21 protein-coding genes, 1 rRNA gene and 2 pseudogenes are annotated in these 25,554 nt (G+C 37.8%); 20 read left to right on the top strand and 4 right to left on the bottom strand.

What is annotated here, in order from left to right; genetic code table 11:
• Positions 1-2: 2 nt before the first annotated feature.
• The 3 genes from B1NLA3E_RS11755 to B1NLA3E_RS11745 all read left to right on the top strand — a co-directional run bounded on the left by B1NLA3E_RS11755 (position 3) and on the right by B1NLA3E_RS11745 (position 3,151).
• Positions 3-1,109 carry an MBL fold metallo-hydrolase gene (locus B1NLA3E_RS11755; RefSeq protein ID WP_015594055.1) on the top strand — a complete coding sequence of 369 codons (1,107 nt, stop codon included), beginning with the start codon at positions 3-5 and terminating at the stop codon, positions 1,107-1,109.
• 180 nt (positions 1,110-1,289) lie between these two features.
• The gene (locus B1NLA3E_RS11750) at positions 1,290-2,474 is read left to right on the top strand and encodes a sensor histidine kinase (protein ID WP_051120150.1); all 1,185 of its coding nucleotides are present in this window, start codon (positions 1,290-1,292) and stop codon (positions 2,472-2,474) included.
• A gap of 251 nt (positions 2,475-2,725) precedes the next feature.
• Positions 2,726-3,151 carry a GlcG/HbpS family heme-binding protein gene (locus B1NLA3E_RS11745; protein WP_015594053.1) on the top strand — a complete coding sequence of 142 codons (426 nt, stop codon included), beginning with the start codon at positions 2,726-2,728 and terminating at the stop codon, positions 3,149-3,151.
• Between the two features lie 165 nt (positions 3,152-3,316).
• Here B1NLA3E_RS11745 and B1NLA3E_RS26020 read toward each other — a convergent pair whose 3' ends face one another.
• Positions 3,317-3,481, bottom strand: a complete 165-nt coding sequence (locus B1NLA3E_RS26020) for a nitroreductase family protein (RefSeq protein ID WP_442852664.1) — start codon at positions 3,479-3,481, stop codon at positions 3,317-3,319.
• Positions 3,482-3,650: 169 nt separating this feature from the next.
• On the opposite strand from B1NLA3E_RS26020, the gene tnpB reads away from it, so the two are divergent.
• Positions 3,651-4,826: an IS200/IS605 family element RNA-guided endonuclease TnpB gene (gene tnpB / locus B1NLA3E_RS11740; protein ID WP_015594052.1), complete on the top strand. Its 1,176-nt coding sequence runs from the start codon at positions 3,651-3,653 to the stop codon at positions 4,824-4,826.
• A 28-nt stretch (positions 4,827-4,854) separates the two neighbouring features.
• On the opposite strand, the gene B1NLA3E_RS11735 is transcribed toward tnpB, so the two are convergent.
• Positions 4,855-5,283, bottom strand: coding sequence for a SagB/ThcOx family dehydrogenase (locus B1NLA3E_RS11735; RefSeq protein WP_015594051.1), 429 nt, complete (start codon positions 5,281-5,283; stop codon positions 4,855-4,857).
• A gap of 590 nt (positions 5,284-5,873) precedes the next feature.
• Here B1NLA3E_RS11735 and trhA point away from each other — a divergent pair.
• A complete protein-coding gene (gene trhA, locus B1NLA3E_RS11730; protein ID WP_015594050.1) occupies positions 5,874-6,512 on the top strand; it encodes a PAQR family membrane homeostasis protein TrhA in 639 nt (212 codons plus the stop codon).
• Between the two features lie 195 nt (positions 6,513-6,707).
• On the opposite strand, the gene B1NLA3E_RS11725 is transcribed toward trhA, so the two are convergent.
• Entirely contained in the window at positions 6,708-7,031 is a 324-nt protein-coding gene (locus B1NLA3E_RS11725; protein WP_015594049.1) for a BC1872 family protein, read from the bottom strand.
• A 276-nt stretch (positions 7,032-7,307) separates the two neighbouring features.
• On the bottom strand, positions 7,308-8,012 hold the full coding sequence (locus B1NLA3E_RS11720) for an SDR family oxidoreductase (RefSeq protein WP_015594048.1): 705 nt from the start codon (positions 8,010-8,012) through the stop codon (positions 7,308-7,310).
• Positions 8,013-8,241: 229 nt separating this feature from the next.
• Between B1NLA3E_RS11720 and B1NLA3E_RS11715 the strand changes: the two genes are divergently transcribed.
• The 15 genes and pseudogenes from B1NLA3E_RS11715 (at position 8,242) to B1NLA3E_RS11655 (ending at position 25,430) form a co-directional block, all read left to right on the top strand.
• Positions 8,242-8,736, top strand: a complete 495-nt coding sequence (locus B1NLA3E_RS11715; protein ID WP_015594047.1) for a hypothetical protein — start codon at positions 8,242-8,244, stop codon at positions 8,734-8,736.
• A gap of 287 nt (positions 8,737-9,023) precedes the next feature.
• The gene (locus tag B1NLA3E_RS11710) at positions 9,024-10,247 is read left to right on the top strand and encodes a Zn-dependent hydrolase (protein WP_041581056.1); all 1,224 of its coding nucleotides are present in this window, start codon (positions 9,024-9,026) and stop codon (positions 10,245-10,247) included.
• A gap of 199 nt (positions 10,248-10,446) precedes the next feature.
• Positions 10,447-11,823, top strand: coding sequence for an NAD(P)-dependent oxidoreductase (locus tag B1NLA3E_RS11705; protein WP_015594045.1), 1,377 nt, complete (start codon positions 10,447-10,449; stop codon positions 11,821-11,823).
• Positions 11,824-11,870: 47 nt separating this feature from the next.
• Entirely contained in the window at positions 11,871-13,163 is a 1,293-nt protein-coding gene (gene preA, locus B1NLA3E_RS11700) for an NAD-dependent dihydropyrimidine dehydrogenase subunit PreA (protein ID WP_015594044.1), read from the top strand.
• 28 nt (positions 13,164-13,191) lie between these two features.
• A complete protein-coding gene (gene hydA / locus B1NLA3E_RS11695; RefSeq protein WP_015594043.1) occupies positions 13,192-14,592 on the top strand; it encodes a dihydropyrimidinase in 1,401 nt (466 codons plus the stop codon).
• Between the two features lie 65 nt (positions 14,593-14,657).
• A complete protein-coding gene (locus B1NLA3E_RS11690) occupies positions 14,658-14,897 on the top strand; it encodes a hypothetical protein (RefSeq protein ID WP_015594042.1) in 240 nt (79 codons plus the stop codon).
• A gap of 3 nt (positions 14,898-14,900) precedes the next feature.
• On the top strand, positions 14,901-16,367 hold the full coding sequence (locus tag B1NLA3E_RS11685; protein WP_015594041.1) for a CoA-acylating methylmalonate-semialdehyde dehydrogenase: 1,467 nt from the start codon (positions 14,901-14,903) through the stop codon (positions 16,365-16,367).
• Between the two features lie 31 nt (positions 16,368-16,398).
• Positions 16,399-17,754, top strand: coding sequence for an aspartate aminotransferase family protein (locus tag B1NLA3E_RS11680; protein ID WP_015594040.1), 1,356 nt, complete (start codon positions 16,399-16,401; stop codon positions 17,752-17,754).
• Between the two features lie 226 nt (positions 17,755-17,980).
• On the top strand, positions 17,981-18,448 hold the full coding sequence (locus tag B1NLA3E_RS11675) for a CD3072 family TudS-related putative desulfidase (protein WP_015594039.1): 468 nt from the start codon (positions 17,981-17,983) through the stop codon (positions 18,446-18,448).
• Between the two features lie 224 nt (positions 18,449-18,672).
• Positions 18,673-19,809: a cysteine desulfurase family protein gene (locus tag B1NLA3E_RS11670; RefSeq protein WP_015594038.1), complete on the top strand. Its 1,137-nt coding sequence runs from the start codon at positions 18,673-18,675 to the stop codon at positions 19,807-19,809.
• A 220-nt stretch (positions 19,810-20,029) separates the two neighbouring features.
• The gene (locus B1NLA3E_RS11665) at positions 20,030-21,424 is read left to right on the top strand and encodes a sensor domain-containing protein (RefSeq protein ID WP_051120149.1); all 1,395 of its coding nucleotides are present in this window, start codon (positions 20,030-20,032) and stop codon (positions 21,422-21,424) included.
• A gap of 12 nt (positions 21,425-21,436) precedes the next feature.
• Positions 21,437-21,748, top strand: a pseudogene (locus tag B1NLA3E_RS26015) (EAL domain-containing protein); the annotation flags it as partial.
• A pseudogene (locus B1NLA3E_RS25485) lies at positions 21,709-22,086 on the top strand (EAL domain-containing protein); the annotation flags it as partial. The pseudogenes B1NLA3E_RS26015 and B1NLA3E_RS25485, both read left to right, overlap by 40 nt.
• 371 nt (positions 22,087-22,457) lie before the next feature.
• Positions 22,458-23,573, top strand: coding sequence for a GerMN domain-containing protein (locus B1NLA3E_RS11660; protein ID WP_015594037.1), 1,116 nt, complete (start codon positions 22,458-22,460; stop codon positions 23,571-23,573).
• 307 nt (positions 23,574-23,880) lie between these two features.
• A 16S ribosomal RNA gene (locus tag B1NLA3E_RS11655) occupies positions 23,881-25,430 on the top strand.
• Positions 25,431-25,554: the final 124 nt, after the last annotated feature.

Here is a 25,554-nt window from a genome sequence, read left to right as displayed (position 1 = left end):
AATTGATTGCTATTATTTTTGGAGGTATCGGCATTTTAGGATATCTATTTTTAACCTATTACCCTCCCTTTGGTGGAAGAGCTACAAAGGAGATGAGGGCAAAATTCGAACAATCTGCTAACTTCTCTGAGAAAAGAAAATTTGTTAATTTGATTCCTACAACAATGGGAGTAAGCAGGGAGAATGAATGGATATTTTCCACATTGAAGGAATTTATTAAGGGTAATCCCAACAGACGACCTCAAAAGAAGTTGCCAATTGAAATCGTGAACAAACCGCTTAGATTAAAGTATAGCTCCAAACCAAAGTTTATTTGGTTTGGCCATTCTACCTTTTATATAGAATTGGAAGGAAAATCATTGTTAATCGATCCGATGTTCGGTAAATCACCCTCACCCATACCGCTCGTTGGAATGGGTCGCTTTAACAAGAAATTACCGATAGACATCGAGGATCTTCCACCAATTGATATTGTTTTAATCTCTCATGATCATTATGATCATCTGGATCACAGCTCAATTAAAAGGCTAAAAGGGAGGGTTAATCAATTTATTGTGCCACTTGGTGTTGGAAGCCATTTAGTAAGATGGGGGGTAAATCCTGCAATTATTAAGGAACTCGATTGGTGGGATCATGCAATGGATGGGGATTTGCAATTGGTTTGTACACCATCGCGTCATTTCTCGGGACGTAGCTTAACAGACCGGAACGCAACTTTATGGTCCTCATGGGTTATAAAAGGGGAACAAACCAACATCTTTTTTTGTGGAGATAGTGGGTATGGCCCCCATTTTAAAGAGATTGGCGAAAAATTCGGTCCTTTTGATCTAACTTTAATGGAATGCGGTCAATACGATAAGCGTTGGGCTTCTATCCACATGGTTCCAGAAGAAACGGTCCAAGCACACCTTGACCTAGACGGGAAGATGATGATACCAATCCATTGGGGTGCTTTCACTTTATCGTTCCATGATTGGACTGATCCAATTGAACGAGTAACTGAAGCGGCTAAAAAGTATAATGTTACCATTTCAACACCTAAAATTGGGGAAATCCTCCATCTTGACTCAACGGATTATCCAACCTCTACCTGGTGGAAGGGGTTATAAAAAACGAACTTCCATTAGTTTGCTGAACCTATTTCTATAAGAAAATAGGTTCTTTTTATTAGGCAAAGTCTGGCTATGTCGATTTTTATGTCAAAAATATTGGAGGAAACCGTTGGATTTTGTCGAATGTTTAAATTATATGAAATCGAAAGTTTCCAAAGGAAGAGGTGGGACAATAAATTGGAATCCACATTGAAAAAAGTATGTTATAAAGAAGTATTGGTCGACTTTCTAGAAGAGCAACAACCCTTGTTTTTAAATGAATGGAACGAATCCATATTGATCGAAGAAATTGATCCTTTCAAAGGAAGAATAAAAGAAAATGGATCTCAAATGTACTCTCTGGTCATGAATACCATAAAAGGATCTATGTCCGAAGATGTACTGAAAGAATTGGCTTATAAGGTTGCAAATGAACGGCTTAATGCAAACATTAATATTGGGGATTTTCTTTACAATATTAATTTAGGGAGAAATATTTTTGTTAAAAATATTTTTAAGGCAAATATTCCAATAAATTATATGCAAATGTACATCGATGTCATCAACAAACATTTTGATACGTTTAGCTATCATGCAGTTACTAGATATACAAATCTGAAAAATGAAATGATCGATGAAAAAACCCTCTTTATTAGCGAAAATCACAAAGATAAATTGGCATTATTGGGACAAATATCATCTAGTTTTGTTCATGAATTCAGAAACCCCTTAACTGCAGTAATTGGGTTTAATAAGCTCCTTAAAAGAGAGAACCCTAATTTAAAATATTTAGATATCATTGATTATGAATTGAATCAGCTTAATTTCCGGATAACGCAATTTCTCCATACTTCGAAAGCTGAGTTTAATGAGGAACTTAGTGAGGAAATTTTTGTCATGAATCTAGTTAATGAAATTCAACAATTAACTTATGCAAGTATCGTCGATGAAAGCATAATTGTTGAGATTGATATACCTTCTGATTTCTCCATTAAAGCCAATAAAAATGAGTTAAAACAAGTATTATTAAACCTTTTTATCAATTCAATTGACGCACTAAAACAAAAAGAACGTCCAAGGAATTTGAAAGTAATCGCCACAACTGAATCAGGCGAACAGGTAATTAAAGTGTCAAATAACGGGCCAGGTATTGGAAGTGAATACATTGACTCGATATTTGAACCTTTTTTCACAACAAAGGAATTAGGAACTGGGATTGGTTTGTATGTTTGCAGGAAGATTGTTGAGCGCTATGATGGTTTTATGAAGTGTGTATCTAATGATGATTTAACCACCTTCAGCATCCATTTTCCGAAAAAGGAACTTTCGCTCGACCACACCCCAAGCAGTAGTCAAGATCATCTAAATCCAGGAGTGGAATAGTGAACTTATTAAATAAAAAGATCCTGTAGAGAGGTGTCATCCTAAAATTGGGTGGTGCCTCTTTCATTTTTTGTTATTGCTATAAAAATGTCTTTTTTAAAATCTATTATATTTTTTTGCGGCTAGGTGTTAAAAACTATGTCAGGTTATTTAACAGGTTTATGGTATTTACATAAAATTACTATTATTGTAGATATTGTGGTTGAGAGAGTAAAACTCTTAATTTTTAGAATAATACGAGGAGGATTCAAATGACAAAATTAACCTTAAAACTGGCGAAGAAACTAATTGAGGCATCAGAAAGAAAAGCAAAGGATCTTGGTGTAGCGATGGTGATTACCATTGTTGATGAAGGAGGGAATTTAATTGCTGTTCACCGTATGGATGACGCTTGGATAGCAAGTATTGAAATAGCTCAAAATAAGGCTTGGACATCTGTTGCATTAAAAATGCCAACTTCTAATCTAGCAAGTGCTACAATTCCAAATAGCGAATTATATGGATTAAATACAACCAATAATGGAAAAATAGTTGTTTTTGGTGGTGGAATCCCGTTAGTTGAGGATGGGAAGGTTGTCGGTGCAGTGGGTGTAAGTGGCAGCTCCGTAGCAAATGATACCCAAGTGGCAGAAGCTGCTATTTTAGCATTTGAGAAGCAAGAGTTAGTTAATAGCTAAGAATCACCAGGGTCCCGTTGCATCCAATAAAACTTGTTTTAGAGGTTGTTTCACTATATGGGGGCTAAAGAAAAAAACGGAGAGAAATCAATAATATTGATTCTCTTCGTTTTTTATAAGTTTCTTTGCCAAATACAAACGGTCTAGCCGGTGATTCTTATAGGATTATTTTCGTTTCTTTCCAACGGCAGCTAGGTAAAGCACAAATTCCTCGTCCCCATCTAATTTTAAAATCCCGTCAATTAGCTTTTGATCATAAATACCAATAGCACAAGCCCCTGCTCCAATAGATTCACTAGCTAAATAAAGATTCTGACATACATGGCCAATATCAATTAGGATTTTTTATCATCCTTCCGACAGAATACCCCTTCCTCAAGGAATGTGAAGGGCGAAGCCCAATGTGTAGGGAGGGGATGAATGTAGGTTGGCGATAGCCAAAACTTTCTTCCTTGTGTTATAATAAGAACGAATGTTCTTGTGAGGCGAGGTGAAATATATGCTAGTAAACAAGGCTTACAAGTTCCGCATCTACCCAAATAAAAAACAAATTGAACAGATTAACAAAACCATTGGCTGTTCAAGATTTGTATTCAATTTCTTTCTTGGTAAACAAAAAGAAAAAGATGCTTACTGGTATATCGTCGAAGAAATGAGGCAAAATGGTCAGCTCCCAGCAAATAACTGGAAAGGCAAATTCCTAAACAAATTTGAAACTGTTAAATCGCTTCCTGAACTGAAGAAAGAGTACTCATTTTTGAAAGAAGTCGATAGTATTGCTTTGCAAAAATCAGTAGAAAATTTAGCTGATTCCTATGATCGCTACTACAAAAAGCAAAATAAACAACCTCGCTTTAAGTCAAAAAAGAATCCAGTGCAATCTTATACAACAAAATATACAAACGGAAATATAGCTGTCATAGACAACCACATCAAACTCCCCAAACTAGGGTACGTCCGTTTTGCAAAAAGTCGTGAAGTCGAAGGCCGTATTATAAGTGCCACCATCAGAAGAAACCCCTCTGGAAAATATTTTGTTTCTTTAGCTACTGAATCAGAAGTAAAAGAATTGCCTAAAACTAATTCAGCAATTGGTATTGATGTAGGACTGAAAGATTTCGCTATTCTTTCGGATGGAACGATTTACCCTAATCCGAAGTTTTTTCGTTCATTAGAAGAAAAATTAGTTCATGCGCAAAAAGTTATGAGCAGACGAACGATAGGTGGTGCGAACTGGTATAAAGCCAAAAGAAAAGTCGCATGTATTCATGAAAAAATTGTGAATGCAAGAAAAGATTATTTGGACAAGATTTCTTCCAAGATTGTCAAAAACCACGACATTATTGGGATGGAAGACTTGTCCGTATCCAACATGTTAAAGAACCACCATTTTGCTAAAGCAATCAGCGAAGTATCTTGGTCACAATTCAAATGTATGATCGAATACAAAGCGAAATGGTACAGTAGACAAGTGGTAACCGTTTCAAAAAACTTCGCTAGTAGCCAACTTTGTTCTAGTTGTGGCTACAAAAACAAAGACGTTAAAAATCTCGGATTACGTGAATGGGAATGCCCTAAATGTCATACCTATCATAATCGAGATATTAACGCAGGAATCAATCTAAAAAACGAAGCCCTAAGACTTCTAACCGCAGGGACTGCGGGGATCGCCTAATCAATAACTGGTGGATACACTGGTGTTCTTAGGAATCCCCTTCTTCAAAACAACCCGTAAGGGTGTTAAGGAGGGGTAGTTCAAGAGCTGAGATATCATACTTCCACTCTGAGCGATATGGAGTCGTACTCCATGCAAATACCACTGCAGCTTTTTTCGCGAAATTGGGTACAAAAGGTTGTTCGAGAGTAATTTCATCTATCTTATTATCTATTTCCTCTAATTCAAACATAAATAAGAGTTTGTGCTCTACTGGAAGATATCGGTAGATCCCCTGTTGTATTCCTTTAACTCTGGTAATGAATAAATAGGTTTCAAAGGTATGTGTTGCACCACTGCACGGGACAGTACGAAGGGTAAGTCCAGCTTTATTGGTTGTAGTAATACCCTGCGTAGCCCATAGTAGGTAGGACAACTCCTGAAGACTTTTAAATTCATCAGAAAGAAAGCTGGTCATAAGGCTTAACCTGTGTTGGTTTAGGGATTCCTTTTATTTTATCTGTTTTTATCTTCTTAATTTCACTAAAGTTAGACTTTAAAAAATTTCTCTGTTGTGCATATCTTGTCATATTAGAAGCTCCCTTAATTTTTCACTTTAAATTCTTTCCTTTCATAATAATATCCTATCCCATAAAAATATCTGTGACTTAGGTTACAGTATTTTGGCGATTCACTTTTTTTCGCAGATCGTCCAAGCCTTTTTCGTGTAACTTGTTTGAAACCGTTAATGTAGGTACAATTAGGGATGGAATTAGTTTCCTCTCTATATATAATGAGATAAATACAAATCTTATTTAATACATAGGCTGTGTTAAAGGTCATGTTGATTTTTTGCACAATGTTGATTGGAGCGGATACAGCGAAGACTCCTGCGGGAGTAGCGGGACAGGTGAGACCCCGCAGGCGCTTTAGCGCCGAGGAGGCTCACCGCCCGCCCCTAAGGTGCGCAAAGCGCCTGGAACGGAAATCAACATTTTATTTTAACAGAGCAAATTCATAATCTAAATAATGAATGGTTTATGTTTTTAGTGAAAGGAAGGAAGAATTTTGGCGAACACACATATTTATTCAAAAGAAGAAGAAATATCAAATTCAATTACCCACGGAATCGGTGCGTTATTAAGTGTGGCAGGACTGGTTATTTTAATCGTTTTCTCCTCTCTTTATGGTAACGCCTGGCATATTGTCAGCTTCACATTATTTGGGGTAACAATGGTTCTTTTATATACCTCTTCAACACTAGTTCACGCGTTTCGGCCTGGACGTGCCAAAGATTTTTTTGAAATTATGGATCATTCCGCGATTTATTTCTTAATTGCTGGTACATATACACCATTTCTGTTCATTGCGGTGAAGGGATGGGTAGGGTGGACTTTGTTTGGAATCGTGTGGGGTCTTGCAATAGGGGGAACCCTATTTAAATCTTTTTTCGTAAAAAAATACCTTTTCGCATCTACTTTTCTTTATGTTTTTATGGGTTGGTTGATCGTTTTCGCTTGGAATGATTTATCCTCAAACATTCATCCAACTGGTTTTCTTCTATTGGTAATTGGTGGACTTCTCTATACGGTGGGAGCGGTTTTCTATATGTGGAGATTATTTAAACATCATCACGCAGTTTGGCACTTATTCGTCCTAGGTGGAACCATTTGCCACTTCTTCTCGGTACTTTATCTACTAAAATAAATAGATAAAAAAACGCACCTAATTTGACACGTTCTTTACCTTTATCAATACTTTTTATTGAGAAAAAAATCAACAAAGAAAAAGAAGCTGATTATCTACTATCAAAGTAGGGGATCAGCTTCCTTTTTTATAGTTTATTAAGTAAAATACCGATTTTTTTAATCAAAGTGGGTCTTTTTACAATGGTCTTTCGTTTTAGCAAATTTGACGCCAAATTCGACCGCTCTCAGTTATTGAGATTTTTTCAATGATTGAGTAGGCTGCATTGATGATTGCTTGTTGTAACGTTTCGCCCTTTGCGCGTACGTCATTAAAACTAACCTCTGAAACTCCATTTGTTGTATATGAAAACCCGATTTCCTCTAATTTTTCAACGATTATCATGGCGTGGTCAAGATTTTGTTCGGGTTGAAATTCAGAATCATGAATGAAAACACCCTTTTCGTAATCGTACCATCTATCCCATCTGTTTAATTTCCACCCTAGTATTCTACGTGCAATTGAGTCTGTTTTGTTCATATTCCATTACCCCTTTTTCCTAGATTTTTTTTCATTTTCAAGAATCAAAAGATATCTTATCATTATATTAATTTATAGTGTTATATAACAGTGTGTTAGTATTTTTTTATTATATAACACGGAAAAGAAAACGACTAGCATTTTTTTGATTTTTTTAAATATTTTTTTTACAGCACATTATTTCAGTAGAAAGATCTTAATTTCAAGGGGAAGGCCATATAAAAAACCCACTCATCATTATGACGATTAGTGGGTTTTTTATATAAAAGCTACTATTTACTTCCGAGCTTTGACAGAGTGCGATAAATCTTCCAATTGGATAACCTTTTTTTCATGAGTTGACTTTCTCTTAGCTAATTCAAGTATATAGGGGGCTACATTTGCTGGATCATCACCGATGTGCATCAACCCTGTCTTCATTACACCAGGATTAAAGACGTGTACTTGTATTCCATTTTTATGTTCTTCATCCTCAACGGAAAAAGAAAGTGCTTCAACAGCAGCTTTGCTTGCTGTATAGGCACCGAAGCCGGCAGCACCTTCTTTTACTAATCCGGAAGTAAGATTTATTATATGACCAGACTGTTGTTTCCTCATCAATGGTAAACATTTTCTCATCATTAAAAATACACTTGTTGCATTATTATGAATAAGATATTCCCAAGAATCTAGTGGGCAATCGATAACGTCAAAATGATTAAAAACGGCTGCGTTATTGATTAAAATATCAATTCTTTTAAACTTTTCATAGGCTTTATCAATGAGCATTTCAACATCCGATTCTACTGAAACATCAGCGCGGACGGATAAAACCTCCACATTGTACTGGCTGGTGATTAGGTCTTCAACCACTTCCAATTTGCCAAAATGACGACCGCAAATGACTAGGTTTGTTCCTGCTTTCGCAAAGGCTATTGCCGTTTCCTTTCCTAAACCACTTCCTGCACCCGAAATAACTGCTACTTTTCCATTTAAAGTCATCAACAATAACCCCTCCTTTAAAATAAATCCTAATAGGTTTATAAATAAAGTGTAATAAGGTTTTGTTAAATTGTCAATAAATTCTGAAAATTAGAATGTGATATTTGAAAAAAGTTATAAATTAGAATGGGTTTTATAATTTTGCGAATAAGAGATTATTTAAGTATGATAGTTTCATTAGGAGAGCAAACCTTTTATAATAAATAATTTGTGAAAGGAAGAGTATCAAATGGTTGAAGTCAAATCAGTGAAAATTGATGGTGAAATTATTCATATTTTTAATAGTGCGATATATATCTTTGAGTCAAGTTCTGGATATACATTAGAATTGTCGATGATTGTAAGTGAAATTGTTTTAAAAAAATTCCGAGATGAAGAGAATTTAATTTTAGAAATTGAACTATCGAATGGGAGATTGATAAATACCATCATGCATCCCCAAGGTTTTTCAAGGGAATTACCGCAACTAAATTTGTACTGTGATCTGAATGATATTGACGAGTATCAAGATTTTTTAATGGTAAAAGAGGATGACCCTGTTTTCCCAATAATAGATGAAGGTATCACTTTAGCAGATATAAGAAAATATGAAATGCCTAATGAAAAGGTCACAATAAAATTAAATTTGCCAATCGATCAAGCTGAATGGTTAAAAAGGCAGAAAAAAAGTGATCTAGAAGAATTTTTTAAAGAAGTTATTTATGAATACTGGAGCAAACCATAAAGCCCAAAAAAGGGGGAAAAGATTCATCCCCTTATAAAAATAAAAAGACTGGTAACTGTCAGGGCTTCATCGGACATAGCTAATTCATTACGGTAAAGAAGCAGAGAATATCTTCTCTGTTTTTTTTGTTTGAAAAAAAACAGAATCAACAAACAGTGCACATTGTTGAAAGAAAAACTGTTTATTTTACTATTACAAGCATAGACATTATTAATCAGCATATTGTCAATTTGGAAATGTCCCCTTTGAGTGTGTTGGGGTTGATTAAAAAGGGGGAGTCAAAGATGATGGAACAACAAAAATTATTTATCAGTAGCGAACGCTTAAAAACTACAATCGAACAATTTGCCAACTTCGGACGGACAGCAAACAATGGCGTAACTCGCTTAGCGTTATCTGGGGAAGATCGCCTTGCAAGAGATTATTTTTGCACATGCTGTGATGAATTAGGGATGGCAATTGAAATCGATGATATGGGGAATATATACGCTACTTTGGCTGGGGTAGAAAATGAGCCGCCAGTCGTCATCGGTTCTCATTTAGACACAGTCAAAAAAGGCGGACGATTTGATGGAGTATTAGGAGTCGTGGCCGGTTTAGAAGTAGCACGTTTTTTTGTAGAAAATAATATTAAACCTCGAATTCCCCTGATGATCGCCAATATCACCAATGAGGAGGGAGCCAGGTTTGAACCATCAATGATGGCATCTGGAGTGTTGTCAGGTAAGTTCGATAAATCGACCATGTTAAAAAAAACTGATGTGAATGGTATTACATTTGAAACAGCCTTGCAATCAATTGGTTATGTTGGCTTAGAAGAGTCTCGTTTAAAAAAAGCAACAGCCTTTTTAGAATTGCACATTGAACAAGGGCCGATACTTGAGAGGGAGTCTAAGTCAATAGGTGTTGTGGAATGTGTGCTGGGAATGGTTTGTTATGAATTTGAAGTCACTGGGGAATCAGACCACGCCGGTACAACGCCAATGGAGATGAGAAAAGATGCACTTTTTGCTGCAAATAATTTAATCAGCGAAGCCCGGAAAATGCTTGGTCCTCTTGAAAAAGATTTAGTTTTCACAATAGGTAGAATGAATGTTTTTCCTAACGTACACACAGTCATTCCCAATAAAGTAGTCTTTACTTTGGAAGCAAGACATAAAGATCCAACGGTTATTAAACAAGTTGAGGAGATTATCCAAGGCTTAATACTCTTCCCAGCTAATGAGGGATGTGATATTAACGCGGTGAAATTATGGGATCGCTCCACGGTATGGTTTGATCAACAAATTTGCAATTTGTTAGAAAAATCAACACAGTCATTAGGATATTCCTATAAAAGGATGGTAAGCGGAGCAGGGCATGACTCACAATTCATAGCAAGCTTTGTGCCAACAGCGATGATTTTCGTTCCAAGTATCAATGGAAAGAGTCATTGTGAGGAGGAACTAACAACCTGGGAAGATTGTGCAAAGGGTGTAAACGTTTTGCTGGAAACAGTGCTGCTAATCTAATTTATGTGGCATTTTAATCAATTTCAGGGAGAGCGGAGTCCTAATATTTGTCAGTTTGCCGATAAAATCAAAATTTTACCGATATATTTAAAAATTTACCGATAAATCATGTTTTTTTGCCGATAAAACTAATTTTTCAGCGAAAAAACATAAACTAGTAGGTCAGATGTTGGAAATGAATATAAGGAGGTTATCGCTTTTGGGTATTACAAATCATTCAAGAATATCATCCGAAAATTTGAGTCTGAATTTTCAAGAAATAAATCCAGGATTAACGAAGCGTGATGCTCTTGAAGAATCTAATCGTTGTCTGTATTGCTACGATGCCCCTTGTATTAAAGCATGTCCAACAGGCATAGATATTCCAACATTTATAAAAAAGATTGCCTCAGGTAATTTAAAAGGTTCTGCTAAGACCATTTTTTCTGCAAATCCGATTGGTGCAAGCTGTGCACGTGTCTGCCCGACTGAAGAATTATGTGAGGGCGCTTGTGTCCTGAATCATGCTACAAAGCCGATTATGATTGGCAGTCTACAACGGTATTCGACAGACTGGACCATCCAAAATGAGCAAGTTTTGTTCGAACCAGGACAGAAAAATGGAAAATCAGTTGCCATCGTTGGGGGAGGACCCGCTGGTTTATCTGCCGCGAGGGAACTGGCGCTTCTGGGCTATCAAGTCACGATTTTTGAAGCAGAAAAGATGGCTGGTGGATTAAACAGATATGGCATTGTTTCATTTCGACTTCCAGTCCATATTTCCTATTGGGAAGTGAAGCAAATAAAAAACCTGAATGTTGAAATCCGAACCAATACCATAGTGGGAAAAGATATTTCTGTAGAAGAAATCCTGAAAAACTATGACTCCGTTATTCTGGCAATTGGCATGGCGAAGGTGCCAAAATTGGGCATTAGTGGCGAGGATTTAGCCGGTGTATATGACGCAATTGAATTTGTAAGGGACACAAAAACTAAACCAATTACAGGTCAACTCCAAGGGAAAAAGGTAGCAGTCATTGGAGCAGGGAACACAGCCATCGATGCAGCAACTAGTTCGATTCGTCTTGGTGCTGACAATGTCAAAATCCTTTACAGGAGAACTGCTGAGGAAATGACTGCTTATGAATTTGAATATGAATTTGCCAAACAAGATGGGGTTGAATTCAGATGGCTGACTTCACCACTCAAGATTGTAGGCGATGAACAAGGAATAGTAAAAGGAATCGAATGCATCAAAATGGAACTGGCAGAACCAGGAGAAGATGGCCGACGCCGACCTGTACATGTCAAAGGCTCGGATTTTACACTTGATGTTGATGTGGTAATAAAAGCAAACGGTCAATCTAGATATGTTGATTTGATTGAGAAGTTTAACCTAAAACACGATAGTGGCGTTGTAAAAATTAAAACTAACTCTTATCAGACATCAAACCAGAAAGTGTTTGCATGTGGGGATGTTATTTTTGGGAAAGGAAAACAAGGAGAAGCAATGGTTGTTTCTGCCGCACAACAAGGGAAAGAAACTGCCTATGCCATTCATCAATTTTTGAATCAAACTGCTGAGGAAACAGCTTAGGTCTGAAGGAATAAAGACAGAAACAGTAATTTAAGGGGGCTAGGATCATGGCAGATTTACGGATTAATGTAGCCGGAATTCAATCACCGAATCCATTTTGGTTGGCTTCAGCTCCTCCGACAAATTCAGGATATCAAGTACAACGAGCTTTTGAGGCAGGTTGGGGAGGTGTGGTCTGGAAGACATTGGGAGAACCGATTATCAATACTTCATCACGCTTTGCTGCTGTCAGCTTTAATGGGCAAAGGGTAGTGGGTTTCAACAATATTGAATTAATTACCGATCGACCCCTGGAAGTCAACTTAAAGGAAATTTACGAAACAAAAAAACGTTTCCCTGATCATGCCGTCATTGTTTCGTTAATGGTTGAGCCGAAGCAAGATAGTTGGCATGAGATTGTAAAAAAGGTCGAAGCTGTAGGCGTTGATGGCCTTGAACTCAATTTTGGCTGCCCACATGGAATGGCAGAACGGGGAATGGGCTCGGCTTCTGGCCAAGTACCAGCACTGGTTGAAAAACAAACGTACTGGGTAAAAGAAGTAGCGAAAACTCCTGTAATTGTCAAACTCACACCCAATATTACTGATATTACGGCAACGGCTGAGGCGGCTGAAAGGGGTGGAGCGGATTGCTTAAGTATGATCAATACGATTAATAGTTTAGCAGGGGTAGATCTTGATACTTGGAATACGATTCCACATGTTGGAGGAAAAGGAGCGCATGGCGGTTATTGTGGCCCAGCTGTCAAACCGATTGCTCTACATATGGTTGGGGAGTGTGCTAGAAACCCAAGAATTACGATTCCAATCTCTGGGATTGGTGGAATCGCAAACTGGCAAAACGCAGTCGAGTATCTATTGATGGGTGCAACAGGAGTCCAAGTTTGTACTGCTGCGATGCACCATGGATTTAGAATCGTCGAGGATATGATTGAGGGATTAAATAATTACTTGGATGAAAAGGGAATCGCCTCTGTAATAGATATAGTTGGGAAATCTGTTCCGAAATATTCTGATTGGGGTGACCTGGATCTTAATTACAATATTGTTGCAAAAATAAACACTGATGTTTGTATCAACTGCAATAAATGTTTTATTGCCTGTGAAGACACGTCTCATCAATGTATTGAAATGTTGAAGAGTGAAAACGGTGAAGGTTTCCTAAAAGTAAGAGAAGAGGATTGTGTTGGCTGTAATTTATGTTCCATCGTCTGTCCTGTCGATGGGGCAATTGACATGATTGAGGTCCCGAGTGAACTTCCATCGATGACCTGGAATGAGCGCCAAGTAGCAATTGGGTCGGTATCAGGTGGAAAAACCCGCTTGAAAAACAATAACTGAATTTTCAAACTTAACTGGAGGGGATCTCGTGAAAAAAATCATTAAAAATGGATTAATTGTTACTGCAACCGATACGTATCGCGCTGATGTGCGTATTGAAAATGGAATCATTACCCAAATTGGAGATCATCTGCCTACTGTCGGAGCTGAAGTAATAGATGCGAAGGGCTGTTATTTGTTCCCTGGTGGAATTGATCCACATACCCATTTGGATATGCCATTTGGTGGCACCGTTACAAAGGATGATTTTGAAACAGGCACAATTGCAGCAGCCTTTGGTGGAACGACAACTGTGATTGATTTTTGTTTAACAAATAAAGGGAAAACACTTAAAAGTGCAGTCGATACATGGCATGCAAAATCAAAAGAAAAGGCCGTCATTGATTACGGTTTCCACCTTCAAATTGTCGAAATGAATGAGGAGAAACTTAATGAACTTCCAAAAATGATTGAAGAAGAAGGGATTACCTCTTTTAAAATATTTATGGCCTATAAAAATCAGTTCCAAGCAGATGATGAAACACTTTTCGGAACATTGATTGCAGCAAAAGAACTTGGTGCACTTGTTATGGTACATGCAGAAAATGGTGATGTGATCGATTACTTAGTGAAAAAGGCATTAAAGGAAGGGAATACAGCCCCGATATATCATGCATTAACAAGACCACCAGAAGCTGAAGGGGAAGCGACTGGAAGAGCTGCAACTTTAACCAAACTGGCAAACTCGCAACTGTATGTAGTCCATGTTTCTTGTGAAGAAGCAGCCAGAAAAATAGCCGAAGCCAGAAATAAGGGCATTGATATTTGGGGAGAAACATGTCCACAGTATTTAGTTCTGGATCAATCCTATTTAGAGAAACCTGATTTTGAAGGAGCCAAATACGTCTGGTCTCCTCCTTTACGGGAAAAGTGGAATCAAGATGTGTTATGGAATGCATTAAAAACGGGACAACTGCAAACGTTAGGATCGGACCAATGCTCTTTTGATTTTGTCGGACAAAAAGAACTAGGCAGAGATGATTTTTCAAAAATACCGAACGGGGGACCAATTATTGAGGATCGCATCAGTGTTTTCTTTTCGGAAGGGGTAAATAAAGGCAGGATCTCACTCAATCAGTTTGTTGAAATTACTTCAACAAGAGCCGCAAAATTATTTGGATTATATCCGAAAAAAGGAACGATTGCTATTGGTACAGATGCTGACATTGTCATTTTCGATCCTACAGTGGAGCGGGTGATTTCAGCTGAAACACACCATATGGCTGTTGATTATAATGCATTTGAAGGGATGAAAGTAACAGGTGAGCCGGTTTCCGTATTGTCTCGCGGTGAGTTTGTCATCCATAATAAACAGTTTGTTGGTCATGCTGGAGCAGGACAGTATTTAAAACGTGCTAAATATGGAGTAACTCATCAAAATGACCAATAAAAAGTATTGATTCCCTTTTTACCCTATCAGAAGCTATTTTTGAAACATTATAGGGAGGAGATAGAATGTCGGAATATCAACAGTTTTTAAAAGAACGAAACCAAATTGACTCTCTTATGCAATCAGGTTTCAAAATTACCCAAATCACTGAGAATTTAAACGGTTCTATAGTCATTTTTTCAAAGAACAGGAGCGATAATCAAGGAAATATCATCGAAACCCTTCAAATTTCAAATGCCAATGCTCGGAAGTATTTCTCTGCCAAGTTAATTCAGCAACAAATAAATAGTAAAAAAGGAGACTAGTTAATGTCAACATCAATCCAGAAGATCAAGAGATTGAAAAATTACATTGGAGGAGAATGGGTTGATTCTACTTCCAAAAAAATAGAAATAGTCGTGAATCCAGCAACAGGGGCAGTGATCGCTGAAATTCCGCTTTCTACAAAAGAAGACGTGGATCAAGCTGTACAAGTTGCTAAAGAATCCTTTAAAACATGGTCACAAACACCTGTTCCAAAACGAGCTCGAATTTTGTTTAAGTATCAGCAGTTGCTTGTTGACAATGAGAATGAACTTTCCAAATTAGTAACAATTGAAAATGGGAAAAGTCTTTCAGAAGCAAAGGGGGAGGTACAACGAGGAATTGAATGTGTTGAATTTGCAGCTGGAGCACCAACATTAATGATGGGGAAACAGCTGCCGGACATTGCGACAGGCATTGAATCGGGTATGTATCGCTATCCTCTTGGCGTTGTTGGCGGTATCACGCCATTTAACTTTCCAATGATGGTTCCATGCTGGATGTTCCCGATTGCCATTGCTTGTGGAAACACATTTGTGTTAAAGCCATCCGAACGAACACCTATTCTGGCATCACGGCTTGTTGAATTAATGACAGAAGCAGGACTACCAAAAGGTGTATTAAACATCGTGAATGGTGCACACGATGTCGTGAACGGACTGCTTGAGCATAAAGACATCAAAGCAATCTCATTTGTGGGTTCACAGCCTGTTGCTGAATATGTTTACAAAACTGGGACGGGAAATCTGAAGCGGGTTCAGGCGCTTTCCGGTGCTAAAAATCATTCCATTGTGTTAAAGGATGCAAACCTGGAGCTGGCAGCAAGAGAAATTACCAATGCAGCCTTTGGTTCAGCAGGCGAACGCTGTATGGCTGCCTCAGTTGTTGCAGTTGAGGATAGTGTAGCAGACTTATTGATTAGGAGATTAGTTGACCTTGCAGATGAACTTAAGATTGGAAATGGACTGGAAGATTCGGTTTTCCTTGGTCCACTGATACGAGAGGGTAACAAAGTTCGGACAATCGACTACATTAAGTCAGGTATATCTCAAGGTGCCAAATTGGTTCGGGATGGACGGAAAGACGAAGTGGTTAACAGTGCAGGTTTTTTTATTGGACCCACCATTTTTGACCAGGTAACAAAGGATATGAAAATCTGGCAGGATGAAATTTTTGCCCCCGTTCTTTCTATTGTACGAGTAAAAGATTTAACCGAGGCGATTGACGTAGCCAATGTTTCTCCCTTTGCAAATGGTGCTTGCCTATACACAGATAGTGCAGCTGCAGTTCGTCAGTTCCGTGAAACAATCGATGCTGGCATGCTCGGTGTAAATGTTGGTGTACCTGCACCAATGGCTTTCTTCCCATTTTCTGGTTACAAAGATTCCTTCTATGGAGATTTACATGCGAATGGTACAGATGGATTTGAGTTTTATACTAGAAAAAAAGTGCTGACAGCCCGTTATCGATAGTCCGATAGAGGAAGGATGGGGAAAAATGTCGATGTTCAAAAATAAAACAGATGAAATGATGGAGAAAGATCGTCAATATTTATGGCACCATATGACTCCATATAGAGAAAAGGCAACTCCAACGGTTGCGGTAGCAGGGAAGGGTTCGTGGATTACTGATATTAATGGGAAAAAGTATTTAGATGCCATGTCTGGTTTATGGTGTGTAAATGTTGGGTATGGAAGAGAAGAACTTGCTCAAGCCGCCTATAATCAATTAAAAACAATGCCCTATTTTCCACTCTCACAAAGCCATCTCCCTGCTATCCAACTAGCAGAAAAATTAAATGAATGGTTAGAAGGAGATTATGTCGTTTTCTTTTCAAACAGTGGTTCAGAGGCGAATGAAACTGCCTTTAAAATTGCTCGTCAATATCATCAGCAAAATGGTGAACCGAACCGTTATAAATTTATTTCACGCTATCGAGCTTATCATGGTAATTCAATGGGAGCATTAGCTGCAACCGGGCAGGCCATTCGAAAATATAATTATGAACCGCTTGCTTCAGGATTTATTCATGTAAGCCCTCCAGACAATTATCGCCGTTCCGAAGGACAAACCGTTGAACAATTTAACCTTCAATGTGCATTAGAAATTGAAAAAACGATTATTTGGGAAGGGAAGGAAACGATCGCCGCAATTATTATGGAACCAGCCATCACTGGTGGCGGGATTCTTGTCCCTCATCCAATTTATATGGAAAAGACACAAGAAATCTGCCAAAAATATGGAGTTCTCCTCATTATGGATGAAGTGATTTGTGGATTTGGTCGGACTGGCAAGAAATTTGGCCATATGCATTTTAACCTCAAACCCGATATTGTCAGCTTGGCGAAGGGGCTAACTAGCGGTTACCTCCCACTTTCTGCAACAGCAGTTCGCCGTGATTTATACGAAAAATTCAAGTGTTCTGATGAGTTTGGTTATTTCCGACATGTGAACACATTTGGTGGAAACCCTGCTGCTTGTGCTGTAGCCCTTAAAAATCTAGAAATCTACGAAAAAGAGGAATTGGTTGAGCGTTCTCGAATTTTAGGTGAGCGGTTAAGACAAGAACTAAACGAACTAGTAGAGCATCCTATGGTGGGTGATATCCGCAGTTTTGGTTTTCTGCTAGGAATTGAACTGGTAGAAGATAAAGGAACGAAGGAACCGATAGCCACTTCAAAAATAGACCTAATTATCTCTGAATGTAAATCAAATGGTTTGATTATAGGAAAAAACGGGGCAACTGTAGCGGGCTATAATAATATTCTTGCCTTGTCGCCACCACTATCCTCAACCGATGGAGATCTGGAATTCATTGTGACAACAGTAAAGAAGGCGATATATAAGGTATTACAATAACTCATTTAGCCCCCCCATTTCCGTTGTGATACATGGAGGATTGAATGGGATTGGCATGGATTTTGTTGTATTATGGTTAAGAGTATCAGGTGAAGGGATATTCGTATCAACGTTCATCTCCAGAATGGCTGGGATTTAATTGCTTAAATTGCATCTTGTTTGCTAGTCATGTTCATGATTGTCCGACTTCCTATTTTATCCAATATTTTAAAGAGGGAGAAGAGAAATGAAGCGGAGTAAAAGAATTCTGTTAATGGCTCATTGTATCTTAAATCAAAATACAGTAATTGAGAATGAAGCACGAGCCGAAGGAGCAGTGAAAACGGCAGCAAATTGGGCAACGGAAGAGGGATTTGGAATCATTCAACTGCCTTGCCCAGAGTTTACTTTTCTTGGAATAAACCGTCCACCTATGACCTATGAGGAATACAATACCCCTGAATATCGGTTACATTGTAGGGAGATTTTGCAGCCTGCCCTTCATCAAGTTGATGAGTATTGTAAAAATGATTATGAAATTTCGGGTTTGTTAGGAATCCAAGGAAGTCCATCGTGCGATCCAAGTTATGGTAGAGGTGTATTCATGGAAGAGTTGATTTCGATGTTTGCGGAAAAGGGGATTAACCTAAAAAAGCTGTGGTATTTGCCTAACGCCAGTAAACCTGAATTTAACGGAGATGTGCACTTTTTGTAATGATTAGGTACTTGTACAACCTAATTAAACTTGTTTCATAGCAAGGGTACTGGCTCCTTGTTGCATTCAAATGCAATAAGGAGTTTTTTTTAGTCTCCTATAATTGATTCATAGTTACTGTTTATTTATTATACATGAAGGCAATAATAGAAGATTTGAAGCATTTATTTAAATAAAGTATTGTTAAGGGAGTCAATAGATTTCAGAAATGGAGCGGGTAATTGATGCAGAAAATTTATCTTGATTATAATGGTAGTACACCATTGGCACACGAAGTAGTAGATGTAATGAAACCATTATTAAATGATTATTTTGGAAATCCCTCAGCCTTACATTGGGCAGGAAAACCAGTTAAAGAATTGTTACATAAAGCCAGAGTTCAGGTTGCAGAATTAATCTCATGTTCTTCTAGAGAAATTATTTTTACGAGTGGCGGAAGTGAAGCTAATAACCAAGCGTTAAAAGGGTTTTATTTTAAAAACTCAAAAAAAGGGAATCACATCATAACATCAAAAATTGAACACCCTTCGATATTAAACCCATGTAAATTCCTAGAACAAGTAGGTGCAAAGGTTACGTATGTTGGAGTGGACCAGTATGGGAGAGTATCACCAGAAGAAATAGAAAAGGCGATTACAAAAGAAACCATCCTTATTACCATTATGCACTCAAATAATGAAGTAGGAACGCTTCAACCAATTATGGAAATTGGGGAAATAGCAAAAAGATATGGAATCGCTTTTCATTCAGATGCTTCACAGTCAGTTGGAAAGGTTCCTATCAATGTAAATGATTTGGGTGTGGATTTGCTTACGATAGCTGGCCATAAACTATATGCTCCAAAAGGAATAGGAGCACTTTATATTCGGACCGGAATCGAACTTGAGCCATTAATTCATGGTGCTAGTCATGAATACGGGCTTCGGGCAGGAACAGAAAATACTTTATTAGCTGTTGGTTTAGGAAAAGCATGCGAAATTTCCCGAGAGTATTTAAGTCATAATCAACTAAAAGATTTAACGAATGATTTATGGTTGGAATTAAAAAAGGAATTTGGTGTAAATGTAGTCTTAAATGGGCACATAGAGGAACGATTGCCAAATACGTTAAATGTTAGCTTTGTGAATAAAGTAGGTCAGGACATCCTGAATGCCATTCCAAATCTTGCTGCCTCAACAGGGTCAGCTTGTCATGCCGGAAGTATTGAATTATCCCCTGTATTAAAAGAAATGAAAGTACCTGAGCATATTGGAATTGGTGCAATAAGATTTAGTTTAGGTAGGAATACAACAAAAAATGAAATTGATCAAGTAATGAAATGGCTGAAAATACTGGAAAGCGCTAAGAATGTTAACAGTTAGATTGCACCATCCATATTTTGGGTGGTGTTTTTTGTATCAATACTTTCAAATTTACCCGTTTTCATTAATATTTCGGAATTCAAAATCTTAAAGTATTTTTACTACTATATAATTACTGTATATTCATTTTATAGATAAAAAATTTTTTAGGATGACTTGTAGAATTAATATCATGAATTTTAATACTTTAATAAAAGTTTCTATAATAAGGAGGGTATTTGTGAACGACAATAATAAAAAACTTTTAAAAGAGTTAGAAGAGCTGCGCTCACAAAATACTGAACTTGAAAGAGAAAAACAGGAGCTTTCAAAGAAAATTCGCGTAAATGAATCATTATATTTAAGCGTTCTAGATGCATTACCTATTAATATATTTCTTGAAGATCCTGAAGGGCACACCATTTTCGCTAATAGAGAAGCATGCCAATCAAATGGTATTGCTCTAAAAGATTTAATTGGAAAAACGGTATTTGATTTCTTTCCAAGACCCATTGCCGAAATCAATAGAGCACTTGATCTTGAGGTTTGGCACCAACGGAAACTAATTACTAAGGAAGTACTTGCTGGATTTAAAGGTGAAAAACATCATATGTTTTCTGGGAAAACCATTATTCATATAAATGAATCCAAAGAAGATTTTTTATTAGGATTTGGATTAGACATTTCTGATCGTGTTAGAACCGAGGCGTTGTTACGAGAAAGTGAAGAAAAATTCAGAAGCGTAATCGAGCAGGCGTCGGACAGTATTTTTCTCATCGGAATGGATGGTAGGTTCAAAGATATAAACCCTACTGCATGTGAGGTTTTGAACTATTCGAAGGAAGAATTCCTAAGTATGAGTACAGAATTGGTTTTTTCCAGAATACCTGAAAAAATTAAGTTATTACATAATGTTTCTAATGAAAATTTATCATCTAATTTTGAGGATATAATGACAGGCAAGAACAACACATTAATTCCAGTAGATATAAACATTCGTTTAATAACTATTGGTGAAAAAAAGATGTTTTTAGCTTTATGTAGAGATATTAGTGATAAAAAAAGAGCTGAAGCACAAATTAAGCATATGGCCTATCATGATGCATTAACCGAACTCCCAAATCGGTGGTTCATCCAGTCCTACCTTCAAGACTTTATATCAAACAATGATACAAACAAACCAATACTTGGTGTCTTCCTACTTGATTTAGATTATTTTAAAATAATCAATGATAGCTTGGGACATGATGCTGGGGATCTTTTATTAATTGAAGTGTCAAAGCGACTTGGAACAGCAACAGAGAATATAGACTCTGTCCTCGGCCGTTTTGGTGGAGATGAGTTTATTTTTCTTGTCCCACATTTATCAAGTAAAGATGATATATCAATGTTATGTGAAAAAATAATGCGAGAGATGTATGAACCTTTTATTATTTTTGATCAAAAAATTAATATCTCCGCGAGTATTGGTGTCAGTCTTTACCCAAAGGATGGGGAAGATCTTAATACTTTAATTAAAAATGCTGATCTAGCAATGTATGGTTCCAAAGACCAAGGGAGAAGTTGTTATAACTTATACAATCCAAATATGAAAACACAAGCAATTGAACGAATGGACTTAGAAATTCTTTTATGAGAGGCCCTTACCAGAAATGAATTTATACTCCATTATCAACCTAAAATTAGTTTAAAGACTGGGCAACCAAATGGGATAGAAGCATTAATCGGATGGAGAAATAAGGAAAACAAAATACTATATCCTGATTCATTTATCCACATTGCTGAAGAAACTGGCCTTATCATCCCAATTGGTGAGTGGGTAATCCGTGAAGCGTGTAGACAATGTAAAGAATGGCACAACAAGGGTTTAGAACATTTATCAGTAAGTGTTAATGTGTTAATTTATCTCCAAAGCAATTTCAAAAACATAACCTTGAGGATTTTATCGTTTCTGTACTAGAAGAGACCGGATTACCACCGTGGTCACTGGAACTGGAACTGACTGAAGGTATGATAATGAAACAACCTGAAGAAGCTGTTATCGTTTTAAAAAATCTAAAGGAATTAGGGATTAAGATTTCTATTGATGATTTTGGAACCGGTTTTTCTTCGTTGAGTTATTTGAAGCTATTCCCTATTGATACTCTAAAGATTGATAAATCCTTTATCATGAATATAGAAAGTGATGAAGCTAATGCAACTATTGCCGCAGCAGTTGTGTCCTTGGCACATAGCTTAAATTTAAAGGTAGTTGCAGAGAGGGTTTTGAAACTGAATACCAATATAATTTTCTCATGAACCTTTCTTGCGATTTTATCCAAGGTAACTATTTTAGTAAACCAAATAGTTCACGGGAGATCTTACCGTAATTAGACAGGTATGTTTTAGGATAATATGAAATGATTTAAAATGACGCAGTAAAATAACTGCGTCGTTTTAAATCAGATGACCTCTTTAATTACTTTTTTTAATACAACGCACCTATGCTTGTCTTCTTAATAATTAACGCTTAATATTCCCTCTAAGGTAAAGGCAAATTCTGGGAAGTAGTCAGTTTAATATTTTTCCCAAGTTAAGATGGATTTGTACTATATTTGGTCAAGGATTCGTAAAATTAGAAGATAGTATCTCGATAACACGTACCGAAAAAAATAAAAGGGGCGCTGAAAATGAAAAAAGTAATCGCACTTTTAGCTGTAATTTCTTTGACTGGTATCCTCAGTAGTTGTGAAATAAATAATGTCAACATCAGTAAAGAAAAAGAGAACAACAGCATTGTTGATAAGAACAATTATAAAAAAAATAGTACCAATCATACCAATGACGAAAATAAAAAACAAAAAACACAGTTAAACATACAGGAATATTACCCTATCAAGGAAAATACTCGTTACATATATGAAGGAACAGGGAACGAATTTGCTTCTTATAATGTATACAATGACTATATTTCCGGAGAAAAAGTTCAACAAAGAATCAATAATGGTGGTACAGTGATTGCTAGTGTAATTGAATTAAAAGATGGAAAACTCAACAAGATTTATTCTAGAGGTGAAGTATACTACAGAGAAAACCTTTTAGAAGCAACTGGTTATGGTGAAGAAACCCTTTTGATGGAACCATTAAAGAATGGGACAACATGGACTTTAAAGGATTCAAGAGTTAGAACCATAACCAATACCTCAGCTGATATTATGACTCCAACAGGGACTTTTAAAGCAATTGAAGTTACGACTGTAAGTACAGATGGAAAAAACCTTGATTATTATGCTAAAAATAAGGGCTTAATTAAATCAATATATATTTCTGGAGATACTCAAATATCTTCCACTCTAAGTGAAATTGAGGAAAATGTCCCAGAGAAGCAAAATATTAATTTTTATTATCCCAATATTAATGATGGGAAAATTTATTATAAAAATAAAGAGGTTAGTTTCAGAACTAATGAAATAACAAGAAAAGTTCTAGCTGAAGCTTATAAAGAAGAAGTTAATAATCAACTTGGAAAAGTATTTTCTCCAAATACACAGATCAACAGCCTATATTTGAATAATGACCAACATGTGTATATTGATTTGAATCAAGATTTTATAAAGGAAATGCAAGCTGGAGCACCTTATGAAACAATGATTCTTCAAAGCGTTGCTAATACATTTGGTCAATATTATCATTCAGATAGAGTTTATCTTACCATTAACAATAATCCATATGAATCAGGTCATATATCTATAAAAAAAGGAGAGTATCTCAAAGTTGGATTACAGAATATAATTGAAATGAAATAGTAATTAGAGACGAGTTTCACGGAATGCATTCTGAAATTTCCCCTTGCGTTAATACAAGGATGATGTTAATATATATAAGTCGCGTTACAAAGTGTATCAACAAAATTATTATTTACGTAATATTTTTTAAAGTTTTTATTGATAACACAGTAGATATGTGATATTATATTATTTGTCGCTTCTAAACGACGATAAACAAGTTGTTCTTTGAAAACTAAACAAACAAACGTCAACAATAAAATTTTTTATAGTGTGAATGACTTCGGTCATAACACTAGCCAACGTAACTTTTATGAGTCAATCAACTTTCTTGGAGAGTTTGATCCTGGCTCAGGACGAACGCTGGCGGCGTGCCTAATACATGCAAGTCGAGCGGATTGATGGGAGCTTGCTCCCTGATATCAGCGGCGGACGGGTGAGTAACACGTGGGCAACCTGCCTGTAAGACTGGGATAACACCGGGAAACCGGTGCTAATACCGGATAATCCTTTTCCTCTCATGAGGAAAAACTGAAAGTCGGTTTCGGCTGACACTTACAGATGGGCCCGCGGCGCATTAGCTAGTTGGTGAGGTAACGGCTCACCAAGGCGACGATGCGTAGCCGACCTGAGAGGGTGATCGGCCACACTGGGACTGAGACACGGCCCAGACTCCTACGGGAGGCAGCAGTAGGGAATCTTCCACAATGGACGAAAGTCTGATGGAGCAACGCCGCGTGAGCGATGAAGGCCTTCGGGTCGTAAAGCTCTGTTGTTAGGGAAGAACAAGTATCGGAGTAACTGCCGGTACCTTGACGGTACCTAACCAGAAAGCCACGGCTAACTACGTGCCAGCAGCCGCGGTAATACGTAGGTGGCAAGCGTTGTCCGGAATTATTGGGCGTAAAGCGCGCGCAGGCGGTTCCTTAAGTCTGATGTGAAAGCCCCCGGCTCAACTGGGGAGGGTCATTGGAAACTGGGGAACTTGAGTGCAGAAGAGAAGAGCGGAATTCCACGTGTAGCGGTGAAATGCGTAGAGATGTGGAGGAACACCAGTGGCGAAGGCGGCTCTTTGGTCTGTAACTGACGCTGAGGCGCGAAAGCGTGGGGAGCAAACAGGATTAGATACCCTGGTAGTCCACGCCGTAAACGATGAGTGCTAAGTGTTAGAGGGTTTCCGCCCTTTAGTGCTGCAGCTAACGCATTAAGCACTCCGCCTGGGGAGTACGGCCGCAAGGCTGAAACTCAAAGGAATTGACGGGGGCCCGCACAAGCGGTGGAGCATGTGGTTTAATTCGAAGCAACGCGAAGAACCTTACCAGGTCTTGACATCCTCTGACACTCCTAGAGATAGGACGTTCCCCTTCGGGGGACAGAGTGACAGGTGGTGCATGGTTGTCGTCAGCTCGTGTCGTGAGATGTTGGGTTAAGTCCCGCAACGAGCGCAACCCTTGATCTTAGTTGCCAGCATTCAGTTGGGCACTCTAAGGTGACTGCCGGTGACAAACCGGAGGAAGGTGGGGATGACGTCAAATCATCATGCCCCTTATGACCTGGGCTACACACGTGCTACAATGGGTGGTACAAAGGGTTGCAAAACCGCGAGGTCGAGCCAATCCCATAAAACCACTCTCAGTTCGGATTGTAGGCTGCAACTCGCCTACATGAAGCTGGAATCGCTAGTAATCGCGGATCAGCATGCCGCGGTGAATACGTTCCCGGGCCTTGTACACACCGCCCGTCACACCACGAGAGTTTGTAACACCCGAAGTCGGTGGGGTAACCGTAAGGAGCCAGCCGCCTAAGGTGGGACAGATGATTGGGGTGAAGTCGTAACAAGGTAGCCGTATCGGAAGGTGCGGCTGGATCACCTCCTTTCTAAGGATATTGTCGTAAAGACAATCGGAACACAACACTTATAGTGATGTGATGTTGATGGTTTGTTTGTTTAGTTTTGAGAGAGCAATCTCTTAAAGCTTTTTTGTTCCTTGAAAACTAGATA

Origin of the sequence: Bacillus sp. 1NLA3E (assembly GCF_000242895.2) — a bacterium.
GTDB lineage: Bacteria > Bacillota > Bacilli > Bacillales > Cytobacillaceae > Bacillus_BU.
The sequence above is the reverse complement of the archived record's forward strand: the minus strand, read 5'-3'. Positions and strand labels throughout refer to the sequence as shown.